Genomic DNA, 12,957 nt, shown 5'->3' on the forward strand with positions numbered 1-12,957 from the left:
GGGACGAGGAGTGATCGCTCAGAACCGCAGGTTCTGATCACTCTGAACGCCCAGCGGGCCGGGACGAGGAGTGATCGCTCAGAACCGCAGGTTCTGATCACTCTGAATGCCGAAAGGGCCGGACCGGCGCAAGGCCTGCGCAGCAGGCCTTGGGCGGGGTCGTGGAGATCTGCTGCTGAATACAAGAGCGTCAGTTCCGAGACTTGTTCAGAGCTTCCCTATTGCACGCACTCAGGCCAGGCGACCGTGGCACTGCTTGTATTTCTTGCCCGAACCGCAGGGGCACGGATCGTTGCGGCCGACCTTCGGGCCTTCGTTGAATTGCGCGACGGCCGGTGCAGCGGATGCTGCAGTGGCCGCGAGCACCTCGCCCTCGCTGGCAAAGCCGCTGGCTTCGGCATGGGCGAAGTTCAGCGGTGCCTGTTGCTGCTGGCGGCGCTGCTGTTCCTCGATCTGCTGCACTTCCTCTTCGCTGCGGATGCGTACGCGCGCGAGCAGGGTCGTCGTTTCGAGCTTGATGCGTTCAAGCATGGTCTGGAACAGTTCGAACGACTCTCGCTTGAATTCCTGCTTGGGCTGCTTCTGCGCGTACGAGCGCAGATAGATGCCCTGGCGCAGGTAATCCATGCTGGCGAGGTGTTCCTTCCAGCAGTTGTCCAGGGTGCTCAGCATCACGTGGCGCTCCAGCGCGCGCATGACCTCGGAACCGAGCATCGCTTCGCGTTCGCGGAAATAGCGATCGACCGCGGTCTGGACGTACTCGAGCACGTTTTCCGAATCGGCTTCGGCCTGGGTCTCGAGCCAGCGCTTGAGGTCGATCTCGATGCCGAAATCGTCGGTCAACTTGCGCTGCAGGCCCGGGATATCCCACTGCTCGTCGATGGAGTGCTGCGGTACGTGCGTACGACACAGATCGATGAACACGTCGGAGCGGATCGCGGCGGCCGTCTCGGCGAAGTCGTCCTGCTCCAGCAGTTCGTTGCGCTGCTCGTAAATGACCTTGCGCTGGTCGTTGGCGACGTCGTCGAACTCGAGCAGATTCTTGCGGATGTCGAAGTTGTGCTGCTCGACCTTGCGCTGCACCTTCTCGATCTGGCGGCTGACCATGCGGTCTTCCAGCGCGTCATCTTCCTTCATGCCGAAGATCTGCATCCACTTCGTCACCCAGTCAGGCGAGAAGATGCGCATGAGGTTGTCTTCGAGCGACAGGTAGAAGCGGCTGGAGCCTGGATCGCCCTGGCGACCGGAACGGCCGCGCAGCTGATTGTCGATACGGCGCGACTCATGGCGTTCGGTGCCGACGATGTGCAGGCCGCCGGCCGCGATCACTTCCTCGTGGCGCTTCTTCCACTCAGTCCTGATGCGATTGCGCTCGGCGTCGGTCGCGTCCTCGGCCAGCTCCGCGAGTTCTGCGTCGAGGCTGCCGCCTAGCACGATGTCGGTACCGCGGCCGGCCATGTTGGTCGCGATCGTGACCGAACCCGGACGACCGGCCTGGGCGACGATATGTGCTTCGCGCTCATGCTGCTTGGCGTTGAGCACTTCGTGCGCGACGCCCTGCTTCTGCAGCATCTTGGAAAGGAATTCGGACGCATCGATCGACGCGGTACCGACGAGGACCGGCTGTCTGCGCTTCTGGCAGTCGCGGATGTCCTCGACGATGGCGTCCCATTTCGGCGCGTGCTTGAGGAAGACGAGGTCGGGCGAATCCTTGCGGATCATCGGCCGGTGGGTCGGAATCACGACCACTTCCAAGCCATAGACCTGCTGGAATTCGTAGGCCTCCGTATCGGCCGTACCGGTCATGCCGGCCAGCTTCTTGTACATGCGGAAGTAGTTCTGGAACGTGATCGTGGCGAGGGTCTGATTTTCGCGCTGGATCGGCACGCCTTCCTTCGCCTCGACCGCCTGATGCAGACCGTCGGACCAGCGGCGCCCAGCGAGCGTGCGGCCGGTGAACTCGTCGACGATGATGACTTCACCGTCGCGCACGATGTAATCGACGTCGCGCTGGTACAGCGTGTTGGCGCGAAGCCCTGCGTTGAGGTGATGCACCACGACCAGATGCTTGGCGTCGTACAGCGCTTCATCGGCGCCGATCACGCCTTCCTTGCGCAGCAGCTGCTCGGCATGCTCCATGCCCTCTTCGGACAGGTGCACCTGCTTCTGCTTTTCGTCGACCCAGTAGTCGCCGACGGTGGAGTCCTCTTTCTCCTGCCGCGTGAGCTTGGGCACGATGCGGTTGATCTTGACGTAGAGCTGCGGCGACTCCTCGGAAGGACCCGAGATGATCAGCGGCGTGCGCGCTTCGTCGATGAGGATGGAGTCGACTTCATCGACGATGGCGTAGTTCAGGCCGCGCTGGTAGCGCTGTTCCTTCGACAAGGCCATGTTGTCGCGCAGGTAGTCAAAGCCGAACTCGTTGTTGGTGCCGTAGGTGATGTCGGCGTTGTAGGCCGCGGCCTTGTCGCTGTGGTTCATGCCCGGCCATACCACGCCGACGCTGAGCCCCAGGAAGTTGTACAGCTTGCCCATCTGCGCCGCGTCGCGCTTGGCCAGGTAGTCGTTCACGGTGACCACGTGGACGCCCTTGCCCTCGAGCGCGTTGAGATAGACCGACAGGGTGCCGACCAGGGTCTTGCCTTCGCCGGTGCGCATTTCTGCGATGCGGCCGTTGTTCAACACCATGCCGCCGATCATCTGTACATCATAGGGTCGCAGGCCCAGCACGCGGACCGAGGCCTCGCGCACCGTGGCGAAGGCGTCGGGCAGGATCTGCTCCAGGGTCTGGCCGTCGTTCAGACGCTGCTTGAACTGCTGTGTGCGAGCGCACAGCTCCGCGTCGGACAAGGCCTGCATCGCCGGCTCGAGCGTGGCGATCTGTGCCACGGCTTTGTTGAGCTGGCGCAGCACGCGATCGTTGCGGCTGCCGAAAAGGCTCGTCATCAGACGGTTGAACATGGAGTAAGTCGCTCAGCAGGAAAGGGAGAAACGCGCAAAGCCCGCGCGGTGCGCAGGCACGAGCGGACCGCCGATGATAAGCCGGCGGCCGCGTCGGGAAAAGCATGGTGGGTTGCCAGCCCCCGGATTCAAGGGCTGCGGACGGCTGACCCGGCTGTCAGGCCTTGCGCTGGCTGCGCACGTAGGCGATCGGGTTGACAGCCTTTCCGTTGAGCCAGACTTCGAAATGCACATGCGAACCGGTGGAGCGGCCGGTGGAGCCGACCTTGGCGATGATTTCGCCGACGCGGACGCGCTGGCCGACCAGAGCCAGGTTCTGGGAGTTATGTGCATAGCGGGTCATATAGCCATTGCCGTGGTCGACCTCGACCACGTTGCCGTAACCGGGACGGGTGCCGGACCACGTGACGACGCCTTCGGCGACCGAGTGGATGTCCGCACCCATGTTGGCGTCGAAATCGATGCCGGAGTGGAAAGCGCTGGCGCCGTTGAAGGGATCGGGACGGCCGCCGAAGTAGGACGAGATATAGCCGGAGCTGACCGGCATGCCGCTGGGCAGCAGGTCGGAATCGATCTTGCGATCCAGCAGCAGGTTCTCCAGCACTTCGAGCTGGGCCTGCTGGCGCACGAAGCGGCCATGCAGCTCTTCGATGGAGTCGGTCAGCTCCGGTGCGACCGCATGCAACACGGGGGACTCCGGTTCTTCGGGACCGCCGACCGCGGGCGGCTCGGAAAAGCTGAATTCGCCATCGTCGAGCTTGCCGGCGCGGGTCAGGCGCTCACCGAGCGCATTGAGGCGGGTCGCATGCGCCTGCAGGGCACCGAGCTTGACCGCCAGCGCATCGAGATCGCGCTGGGTACTTTGCTTGATCTGTTCGAGTTCGCGCAGGCGCGCGTCGCTCTGTTCCTTGAGTTCCCGCACTTCGGCCAGCGTCCGTGTCTTCGGACCGGCCACGCTGTAGGCCACGCTGACGCCCAGCAGAGCACAAGCAAGGGCGGCGCAGCCAAGTATCGCTCCACACTTCAGCCGGGTACGCCAGCAACCGAGATCGATGGTCTGCGGCACCGCATGCGGCTTTGCGACAATAATGATATTCATGCCGGTTCGTTCTAGTTCTGCCTGGGTTTCCGAGATGCAAACAAAGCCACCGTCAACCGCGTCCACATCGCGGCGCCCGCCGTCCGGCCCCAAACCGGTCGGCGAGACTTCCCCCGTCGCGTCGCTTATCAAGCGAGCGCGAGCGCTGGAAGCATTGGATCTTCGTCTGCGCCTGACGCTACCCCCTGCGCTCCGCCTGCATTGCTGCCTGGCCGATGCGCGACAGGGTCGCGTTGTTTTTCTGGCGGACTCCTCGACCTGGGCGGCAAAGCTGAGGCTTCACCAATCCCCGATCCTGGCCGAAGCGCAAAAAGCACTGGGCCAGCCTTTCAAGTCGTTCGCCGTCAAAGTGGCACCCTTGCCGTCCGTTCCCCCGGAGCCTGCAAGGCGGAAGCCGCTTTCCCACACCGCTGCCGCGCATTTGAGCAAGGCGGCGGTCGCACTGGCAGACCCCGAACTCAGGGCCCTGTTCTTAAGTATGGCGTCCCTCGCCGAAACTGCTGATTCCAATGACGCGGAGTCTTGACCGCGCCGCGCTGCGGCTTGCTGAGGGCCGTAGCGAGTGTTGCTTCCTACATCGCCTGGGCAGGGTGGGCGTAGGAAATCGGTGCCGTGGCCGGGTCGTCGAAGCAAACCTCTTCCCACGCGCTGGTATCCGCCAGCAGGTTACGCAATAGCTGATTGTTCAACTGATGGCCAGACTTGTGCCCGTAGAACGCACCGATAAGGCTGTGTCCGAGCAGGTACAGGTCACCGATGGCATCGAGGATCTTGTGTTTGACGAATTCGTCCTCGTAGCGCAGACCGTCTTCGTTGAGTACGCGATAGTCGTCGAGGACGATCGCATTGTCCATCGACCCCCCCAGGACGAGGTTGCGCTCGCGCAGCATCTCGATATCACGCATGAAGCCGAAGGTGCGCGCGCGCGAGACTTCCTTCACGAACGAAGTCGTGGAGAAGTCGATCTCCGCGCGAGAAGTCTGCGCGGTGAAGATCGGATGGTTGAAATCGATGGAGAAGCCGACCTTGAAGCCGTCGAAGGGCTCGAATCGCGCCCATTTGTCGCCTTCCTGAATGGTCAGCGGCTTCTTGATGCGGATGAAGCGCTTGGCCTTGGCCTGTTCCTCGATACCCGCGGACTGCAGCAGGAATACGAAGGGGCCGGCGCTGCCGTCCATGATAGGCACTTCGGAAGCGGACAGGTCCACGTAGGCGTTGTCGATGCCCAGGCCCGCCATGGCCGACAGCAGATGTTCGACTGTCGATACGCGGATCGTTCCCTTGGTCAGGGTGCTGGACAGGCTGGTATCACCGACGTTTTCCGCGCGGGCATGGATTTCCACCGGCGGATTCAGATCCACGCGACGGAACACGATACCCGTGTCTACCGCCGCCGGGCGCAGGGTCATATAGACCTTTTCGCCGGTGTGGATGCCGACGCCTGTCGCCCGAATGACATTTTTGAGCGTTCGTTGTTTGATCATTTCTACTTTTGTCCCCTGGGGCAGGAGCCAACAAAACGGTCCGGATGCTAGCACAGGGCTTTATGACAGAAAAGCAAAACGATGCGCGGGACCCACAACCTGTGGCGTGGATACAACAATAACCGTGCGATCGGGCATAAAAAAGGCGATATGCCGTCGGCATATCGCCTTTAGGAGGACGTAGCATGACCGATGACGGCGCCTGTCGTCACCTGCCTTTGACGCTTTCTTGCGCAAAACCCCTACGCGACCGACGCGACAACGCCGCAGCGGGTGCTGCGGATCGTCGCCCTTCCACGCGCGGACCCCGTTCCGCGCCCGGTCAGTCCGCCTGGCGCCGCAGGAACGCAGGAATGTCCAGGTAGTCCATTGCCGGTTCCGCGGCGACCGCCGTTTCGCTGACGCTGACCTGGCGCGCCGCCGGACCGGCCACACGCACCGCGGGCTGGGCGTAGTCGACGACTTCATTGCCGGTGCCCGTACGCAGCACCAGGCGCGGACGCGGCTCATCGCGACGCGTCATCACCGGCTGGCGGATGGCCGCACGGTTCAGACCGGTCGCTACCACAGTGACGCGCACTTCGTCCTGCAGCTCCGGATCCAGCGCCGTACCGATGACCACGGTCGCGTCTTCGCTCGCAAAGCCGTGGATGACCTGGCCGATCTCGTCGAACTCCCGCATGGTCAGGTTCGGACCCGCCGTGACATTCACGAGAATGCCGCACGCACCGGCGAGATTGACGTCTTCCAGCAATGGGTTGTTGATCGCCGACTCGGCGGCCGCTACTGCGCGGTCGTCGCCCTTGGCGGACCCCGTGCCCATCATCGCCATGCCCATCTCGGACATGACCGTGCGCACGTCGGCGAAGTCGACGTTGATCAGGCCCGGACGGGTGATCAGGTCGGCAATGCCCTGGACTGCACCGAGCAGCACGTCGTTGGCCTGCTTGAACGCGCTGAGCAGGGTCACGTCGCGGCCAAGCACGGTCAGCAGTTTTTCGTTGGGCACGGTGATCAGCGAGTCGACGTGCTGGCTCAGATCCTCGATGCCCTTGAGCGCGACCTGCATGCGGCGCCGGCCTTCGAACGGAAACGGCTTGGTCACGACGGCAACCGTGAGGATGCCAAGTTCCTTGGCCAGTTGCGCCACCACGGGCGCCGCGCCCGTGCCGGTGCCGCCACCCATGCCGGCGGTGATGAACACCATGTCGGCACCCTGCAGCATCTCGACGATGCGCTCACGATCTTCCAGCGCCGCCTGGCGACCGACTTCCGGATTGGCGCCGGCGCCGAGTCCCTTCGTCACATTGCTGCCCAGCTGCAGGCTGAACTTGGCGCCGGAGTTCTTGATCGCCTGCGCATCGGTATTCGCGCAGACGAAATCAACACCCTCGACGTGCTGCTGCACCATGTGGGCGACGGCATTGCCGCCGCCGCCGCCGACACCGATGACCTTGATCACCGCGTTCGGCGCGATCTTTTCCACGAATTCGAACATGACTCCCATCCTCCGGTTTTATGAACTGCTGGTTTTGTGTGCCGCGCGGACCTGCCTGGCCCGCCGACCGGTCGGAGAACAGGCGCGTTCTCCGCTTGCAGGGCCTTTCGCCCTGCACCGCGACTTCCTGCCGCGGGCTGCAACCCGGCGACGCCGTGGCGTCGCCGCTTTGAGCAAATGCCGTTTGATTCACCCGTTCAGAAATTTCCCTTGAACCAATGCATCACCTTGTCCCAGAGCCCGCCGACGCGGGCGACGCCGGCGCCCGCGGGTCGGCGCACGGCTTCGCGGCCGGCGCCGTAGAGGAGCAGGCCCACGCCACTGGCATGGATCTGGTTGGAAACCACGTCGGACAGGCCGCTGACGTGCTGCGGCACGCCCAGGCGCACCGGCATGTGGAACAGTTCCTCGGCCAGCTCGACCACGCCTTCCATCTTGGCGCCACCGCCGGTCAGAACGATGCCGGCCCGGGTCAGCTCTTCCAGCCCCGAGCGACGCAGCTCAGCCTGCACCATCTCAAAGATTTCCTCGTAGCGTGGCTGCACCGCCTCGGCCAGGGTCTGCCGCGCCAGACGTCGCGGCGGGCGATCGCCGACGCTGGGCACCTGGATGGTTTCCTCGGCCGTGGCGAGCTGCGCCAGGGCGCAGGCGTAGCGGATCTTGATTTCCTCGGCATTCGCCGTCGGCGTGCGCACGAACTGGGCGATGTCGTTGGTGACCTGGTCACCGCCGATCGGCAGCACGGCCGTGTGGCGGATCGCGCCTTGTGTGTAGATCGACAGATCCGTCGTTCCCGCGCCGATGTCGACGAGGCAGACGCCGAGTTCGCGCTCGTCCTGGGTCAGTACCGCGCGCGCCGAGGCGACCGCCGAAGGCACGAGCTCGTCGACCGACAGGCCGCAGCGCTGGATGCACTTCATGATGTTCTGCGCCGCGCTGGCCGCGCCGGTGACGAGGTGCACGTTCGCTTCCAGGCGCACGCCGGACATCCCGACCGGATGGCGTATGCCCTCCTGGCCGTCGATGAGGTATTCCTGCGGCTCCTTGTAGACGACCCAGCGGTCGCCCGGGATCGCCAGCGCGCTGGCCGCATTGAGCACCGCGTCGAGGTCGGCCTGGGTCACTTCCTTGTCGCGGATCGGCGCCGTGCCGTGCGAGTTGTCGTCCTTGATGTGGCTGCCGGAGATCGACGCGTAGACCGAGCGGATCTCGCAGCCGGCCATGAGCTCGGCCTCCTCGACCGCGCGCTGGATCGACTGCACCGTCGACTCGATATCGACGACCACACCGCGCTTGAGCCCGCGCGAGGCGTGCGAACCCACGCCGATGATCTCGACCGGCTCGCCGTGCTGAAACTCGCCGACGATGGCGACGGTCTTGGACGTGCCGATGTCCAGGCCCACGATCAGGGATTTTTCCGTCTTGCGGTTCATGCGTCTTCCACCGGCGCGGGATCAGGAGTGGCGGGCGGAGGCGGCGCCGATGCGGGTACGGCGACGGGTGCGCCGGGCCACTTCATCGCGAAGCCGTTGCTGTAGCGAAGATCGACGTACTCGAACGCGCCCTGGCCGCTCGCGGCCACGCGCGGATACATCTGCAGGAAGCGGCGCAGACGCTCCGGCGCATGCTCGTTGCCGACGATGATGTCGGCGCCGCTGTCGAGATGAACGGTCCAGCTGCCGCGCGCGCTCAGGCTGACGCCCGATATCTGCAGGCTGCTGCCCACCGCTTCGGCCAGCACGGCGTTGTGGAACGCGATGACCTCGGCAATGCGCTCGTCGGGTCCGTCCAGCCGTGGCAGTCCCTGGATCTCGGAAGCACCCGGCACTTCGAACAATTCGCCTTCGCGATTGATCAGCCGGCTGCCGCCCCAGTGTGCGTAGGGCTGCTGTTCGTAGATGCGCAGCACCAGCGTGTCGGGCCAGCGCTTGCGTGCCTCGACCTTTTCGACCCAGGGCAACTGCGCCACGCTCTTCTGCACGCCGGCGAGATCTACCGCAAAGAAGCCGATGCCGATCGCCGGCGCCGCCGCGGCGCGGATTTGCTCGGCGCTGACGTTGGAGAACTCGGCCTGCAGCTCGAGCTGCCGCACCGGCCAGCGGTCGGCCGCGTACCAGCCGTTGAGCAGGCCGACCACGGGCAGCGCGACCAGGGTCAGCGCGATCGCCCAGGCGAGGAGACGCTGGATTGCCGTCGCACTCATGCGGCGACGTCTCCGAGGCTGGTTTCGAGAATTCGCCAGCACAGCTGGGGAAACTCGATGCCGACCGCGCGCGCCGCCTTGGGCACCAGCGAGTGGCTGGTCATCCCCGGCGTCGTATTCACCTCGATCAGCCAGTTGCCGCCGCTACGGTCGCGCATCAGGTCGACGCGGCCCCAGCCACTGGCGCCCGACGCGTGGAAAGCACGCAGCGCGAGCGCACGCATTTCCTCCTCGGCCGCGCCCTGCAGGCCGGGACACAGGTATTGCGTATCCTCGGCAACGTACTTGGCGTGATAGTCGTAGAACTCGCCCTTGGGCACGATGTTGATGCTGGGCAACGTCTCTCCGTCGAGGATGGCGACGGTGAACTCATCGCCGACGATGAGTTCCTCTATGATCAGTTCGCCGTCGTAGCGCGAAGCCAGCTCCAGCGCGGCGGGCAGGTCGGCGTCGTCGAACACGTGCGTGATGCCGACGCTGGAGCCTTCGTGCGACGGCTTGACGATGACCGGATAGCGCAGCTCCGCGATCACCGCGGCGATGTCCTCGCCTTTGCGGTAGGCGTGGAAGCGCGGAGTCGGCAGCCCCTTCGCAACCCAGATCTCCTTGGTGCGCACCTTGTCCATGGTCAGTGCCGAGCCGAGCACGCCAGAGCCGGTGAACGGCACACCGAGCGCCTGCAGCGCGCCCTGCAGCATGCCGTCCTCGCCGCCGCGGCCATGCAGGATGTTGAACACGCGCGCGAAATGGCCTGCGCGCAGCGCATCGAGCAGCGCCGGGATGCCATCGACCGGATGCGCGTCGACGCCGAGCGAACGCAGCGCTTCGAGCACATTGCGCCCCGAGGCCAGCGAGACTTCGCGCTCCGCCGAATTGCCTCCGAGGGCCACGGCAACGCGTCCGAACAGTTGGGGATCGGTGATGCGCATCAGGGAGTTGCCTTTGTCTTCAGTTCGCCGAGCGCGGCCAGCTCGCTCGCCGCCGCGCCGATATCGCCTGCGCCCATGAGCAGCAGAAGGTCGCCGTCGCGCAGCAGCGCGGGCAGCACGTCTTTCAGTTCGCGCGGATGGTCGATGACCACGGGATCGACCTTGCCGCGTGCGCGCAGCGCGCGCGCCAGTGCGCGCGCGTCGGCGTTCGCGATCGGCGCTTCGCCGGCCGGATAGACTTCGGTCAGCACGACTATGTCCACTTCGCTGAGCACCTTGGCGAAGTCGTCGAGCAGGTCGCGTGTGCGCGAGTAGCGATGCGGCTGGAACGCGACCACGAGTCGCCGCTCCGGCCAGCCGCCGCGCGCGGCGGCGAACACCGCGGCGAGTTCGCTGGGGTGATGGCCGTAGTCGTCGACGAGGGCCACGCGGCCTTCGTCCAGGATCAGCTCGCCGCGCGCCTGGAACCGCCGGCCAACGCCCTGGAACTGCGCCAGTGCGCGCTGGATTGCCGCGGCGTCGACGCCGAGCTGCCAGGCCACCGCCGCCGCCGCCAGTGCGTTCAGCACATTGTGCAATCCGGGAAGATTCAGCATCACCGGCACGACCGTGTCCGCGCCCGGCAGCACGAGATCGAAGAACATCTGCGCACCCTGTTGGCGCAGGTTTTCTGCGCGCACGTCGGCGTCCGCAGTCGCTATGCCATAGGTCAGGATGCTGCGCGTGGTTTCCCGGGCCAGCTCGGCCACCTCGGCATTGTCGATGCATAGCACCGCAAGTCCGTAGAACGGCAGGCGGTGCAGGAAATCCGCGAACGCCTTCTTGACCTTGCCGAAATCGCCCTCGTAGTTTTCCAGGTGATCGGCGTCGATGTTCGTGACGATCGCGATCATCGGCGAGAGCATCAGGAACGAGCCGTCCGATTCATCGGCCTCGGCGACCAGGTATTCGCCGGTTCCCAGGCGTGCGTTCGCCGCCACCGCCGTGAGCTGGCCGCCGATCACGAAAGTCGGGTCCAGGCCCGCCTCGGCGAGCACGCTCGCGACGAGGCTGGTCGTCGTGGTCTTGCCGTGAGTGCCAGCGACGGCGATGCCGCGGCGGAAGCGCATGAGCTCGCCGAGCATTTCCGCACGCGGCACCACGGGGATGCGGCGCTGGCGCGCGGCGAGCAGTTCCGGATTGTCCGCACGGATCGCGCTGGACACAACGATCGCATCGGCATTTTCCACATGTTCAACCGCATGGCCGCTGTCCACGCGGATGCCCAGCCCGGCCAGGCGCCGCGTCGTGGCTGACTCGGCCCTGTCCGATCCCGACACGTCGTAGCCGAGGTTGTGCAGCACCTCGGCAATGCCGCTCATGCCGACGCCGCCGATGCCGACGAAATGCACGCGTCGCAGAGCATGGATGATGTCGTCATGGGGTCCGAGACGGCGCGGCGTCATACGGCCACCTCGAGGCACTGTGCGGCGATGCGGGCCGCGGCGTCCGGCCGGGCCAGCCCGCGCGCGGCTTCCGCCATCGCGAGCAGGCGCTGTCTGTCGTTGAGCAAGACGTTCAATTCCTCGTACAGGCGCTGCGGGGTTGCGTCGCCGTCGGCAATGCGCAATGCAGCGCCGAGGCCGACGAAGGCATCCGCATTGCGCGTCTGGTGGTCGTCGACCGCGTGCGGATACGGCACGAGCACGGAGCCGCAGCCGGCGGCGGCAATCTCGGCCAGCGTGAGTGCGCCAGCGCGGCAGACGATGAGGTCGGCCCACGCATAGGCGGTAGCCATGTCGTCGATGAAGGCGTCGACGCTGGCCTCGACACCGGCGTTCGCGTATGCCGCCTGCGTCGCCTCGGTGTGCCGCGCGCCGCATTGATGGCGCACCTGTGGCCGCGCGTCCAGCGGGAGTTGCGCCAGGGCCAGCGGCAGGCGCGTGTTCAGCGTCTGCGCGCCCAGGCTGCCGCCGAGCACGAGCAGGCGCGCCGGGCCGCTGCGTGCGGCAAAGCGTTCGCGCGGCGCGAGGATCGCTGCGATCGTCGCACGCACGGGGTTGCCTACCCAGATTGAATTCTGGCTTTGTGGAAAGGCATCGGCGAACCCGGTGAGTACACGGCGCGCGACGCGCGCCAACGCGCGGTTGGTCGCGCCGGGTATGCGGTTCTGTTCGTGTACCAGCAGCGGCGTGCCGATGAGCCACGCGGCAATCCCGCCGGGACCGGCGGCATAGCCACCCATCGACAGAACACTGCGCGGCCGCGAGCGGCGCAGCATGCGGCGCGCAGCCAGCACGGCGCGCGCGATGCGCAGCGGCGCCCTGAGCTGCGCGGCAATGCCCTTGCCGCGCAGGCCGCCGATGTCCAGCGTCTCGATCGCGATGCCTGCCTTGGGCACGAGTTCGGTTTCCAGGCCGCCGGCCGCGCCCATCCACAGCACGGGCACACCGCGCGCGCGCAGTTCCTCGGCCACGGCAAGGCCGGGGAAAATGTGTCCACCAGTGCCGCCGGCCATGATCAGCACCGGGGCCTGCGATGGCGCGCTCATGTCCACACTCCAGACTGCACGCGCGCCTGCGCCGTTTCCACGCTCTGCGCTTCCTCGCGGGTCAGCTCGTAGCTCACACGCAGCAGCACGCCGATCATCGCGCAGGTCATCAGCACGGACGAACCGCCGGAGCTGATCAGCGGCAGGGTCAGTCCCTTCGTCGGCAGCACGCCGAGATTCACGCCGATCGATACCAGCGCCTGCAGCGCGATGCACAGCGAGATGCCGAACGCGACATAGCCCTGGAAATTCA

Annotated in this window: 11 protein-coding genes; 1 reads left to right on the forward strand and 10 read right to left on the reverse strand. The window is 65.6% G+C overall.

Annotated features, from left to right (window positions below; genetic code table 11):
* Positions 1 to 231: 231 nt before the first annotated feature.
* Complete coding sequence (gene secA, locus RUU78_RS09745) at positions 232 to 2,961, reverse strand: preprotein translocase subunit SecA (protein ID WP_313916056.1); 2,730 nt, start codon at positions 2,959 to 2,961, stop codon at positions 232 to 234.
* Between the two features lie 157 nt (positions 2,962 to 3,118).
* On the reverse strand, positions 3,119 to 4,060 hold the full coding sequence (locus RUU78_RS09750; protein WP_313916058.1) for a M23 family metallopeptidase: 942 nt from the start codon (positions 4,058 to 4,060) through the stop codon (positions 3,119 to 3,121).
* A gap of 34 nt (positions 4,061 to 4,094) precedes the next feature.
* Here RUU78_RS09750 and RUU78_RS09755 point away from each other — a divergent pair, with 34 nt between their 5' ends.
* Positions 4,095 to 4,586, forward strand: coding sequence for a DciA family protein (locus tag RUU78_RS09755; RefSeq protein WP_313916060.1), 492 nt, complete (start codon positions 4,095 to 4,097; stop codon positions 4,584 to 4,586).
* Between the two features lie 46 nt (positions 4,587 to 4,632).
* On the opposite strand, the gene lpxC is transcribed toward RUU78_RS09755, so the two are convergent.
* From lpxC to RUU78_RS09795, 8 genes are all read right to left on the reverse strand, one after another.
* On the reverse strand, positions 4,633 to 5,544 hold the full coding sequence (gene lpxC / locus RUU78_RS09760) for a UDP-3-O-acyl-N-acetylglucosamine deacetylase (RefSeq protein ID WP_313916062.1): 912 nt from the start codon (positions 5,542 to 5,544) through the stop codon (positions 4,633 to 4,635).
* A 322-nt stretch (positions 5,545 to 5,866) separates the two neighbouring features.
* Positions 5,867 to 7,042: a cell division protein FtsZ gene (gene ftsZ / locus RUU78_RS09765; protein ID WP_313916064.1), complete on the reverse strand. Its 1,176-nt coding sequence runs from the start codon at positions 7,040 to 7,042 to the stop codon at positions 5,867 to 5,869.
* Between the two features lie 197 nt (positions 7,043 to 7,239).
* A complete protein-coding gene (gene ftsA / locus RUU78_RS09770) occupies positions 7,240 to 8,475 on the reverse strand; it encodes a cell division protein FtsA (protein WP_313916066.1) in 1,236 nt (411 codons plus the stop codon).
* On the reverse strand, positions 8,472 to 9,245 hold the full coding sequence (locus RUU78_RS09775; protein WP_313916067.1) for a cell division protein FtsQ/DivIB: 774 nt from the start codon (positions 9,243 to 9,245) through the stop codon (positions 8,472 to 8,474). The genes ftsA and RUU78_RS09775 overlap by 4 nt, the downstream gene beginning before the upstream one ends.
* Entirely contained in the window at positions 9,242 to 10,174 is a 933-nt protein-coding gene (locus RUU78_RS09780; RefSeq protein ID WP_313916069.1) for a D-alanine--D-alanine ligase, read from the reverse strand. The genes RUU78_RS09775 and RUU78_RS09780 overlap by 4 nt, the downstream gene beginning before the upstream one ends.
* A complete protein-coding gene (gene murC, locus RUU78_RS09785; RefSeq protein ID WP_313916071.1) occupies positions 10,174 to 11,619 on the reverse strand; it encodes a UDP-N-acetylmuramate--L-alanine ligase in 1,446 nt (481 codons plus the stop codon). The genes RUU78_RS09780 and murC overlap by 1 nt, the downstream gene beginning before the upstream one ends.
* Positions 11,616 to 12,704 (reverse strand): undecaprenyldiphospho-muramoylpentapeptide beta-N-acetylglucosaminyltransferase, encoded by a 1,089-nt coding sequence (gene murG, locus RUU78_RS09790; RefSeq protein ID WP_313916073.1) that lies wholly within the window; start codon positions 12,702 to 12,704, stop codon positions 11,616 to 11,618. Before murG ends, murC begins: the two co-directional genes overlap by 4 nt.
* The coding region (locus tag RUU78_RS09795) for an FtsW/RodA/SpoVE family cell cycle protein (protein ID WP_313916074.1) at positions 12,701 to 12,957 on the reverse strand (257 nt) is incomplete at its 5' end. The genes murG and RUU78_RS09795, both read right to left, overlap by 4 nt.

Origin of the sequence: Tahibacter sp., assembly GCF_032229445.1 — a bacterium.
Lineage (GTDB): Bacteria > Pseudomonadota > Gammaproteobacteria > Xanthomonadales > Rhodanobacteraceae > Tahibacter.

Excerpts from the sequence above, each read along its gene's own strand:
- secA (WP_313916056.1), bottom strand. The coding sequence starts at position 2,961 with ATGTTCAACCGTCTGATGACGAGCCTTTTCGGCAGCCGCAACGATCGC.
- RUU78_RS09750 (WP_313916058.1), bottom strand. The coding sequence starts at position 4,060 with ATGAATATCATTATTGTCGCAAAGCCGCATGCGGTGCCGCAGACCATC.
- RUU78_RS09755 (WP_313916060.1), top strand. The coding sequence starts at position 4,095 with ATGCAAACAAAGCCACCGTCAACCGCGTCCACATCGCGGCGCCCGCCG.
- lpxC (WP_313916062.1), bottom strand. The coding sequence starts at position 5,544 with ATGATCAAACAACGAACGCTCAAAAATGTCATTCGGGCGACAGGCGTC.
- ftsZ (WP_313916064.1), bottom strand. The coding sequence starts at position 7,042 with ATGTTCGAATTCGTGGAAAAGATCGCGCCGAACGCGGTGATCAAGGTC.
- ftsA (WP_313916066.1), bottom strand. The coding sequence starts at position 8,475 with ATGAACCGCAAGACGGAAAAATCCCTGATCGTGGGCCTGGACATCGGC.
- RUU78_RS09775 (WP_313916067.1), bottom strand. The coding sequence starts at position 9,245 with ATGAGTGCGACGGCAATCCAGCGTCTCCTCGCCTGGGCGATCGCGCTG.
- RUU78_RS09780 (WP_313916069.1), bottom strand. The coding sequence starts at position 10,174 with ATGCGCATCACCGATCCCCAACTGTTCGGACGCGTTGCCGTGGCCCTC.
- murC (WP_313916071.1), bottom strand. The coding sequence starts at position 11,619 with ATGACGCCGCGCCGTCTCGGACCCCATGACGACATCATCCATGCTCTG.
- murG (WP_313916073.1), bottom strand. The coding sequence starts at position 12,704 with ATGAGCGCGCCATCGCAGGCCCCGGTGCTGATCATGGCCGGCGGCACT.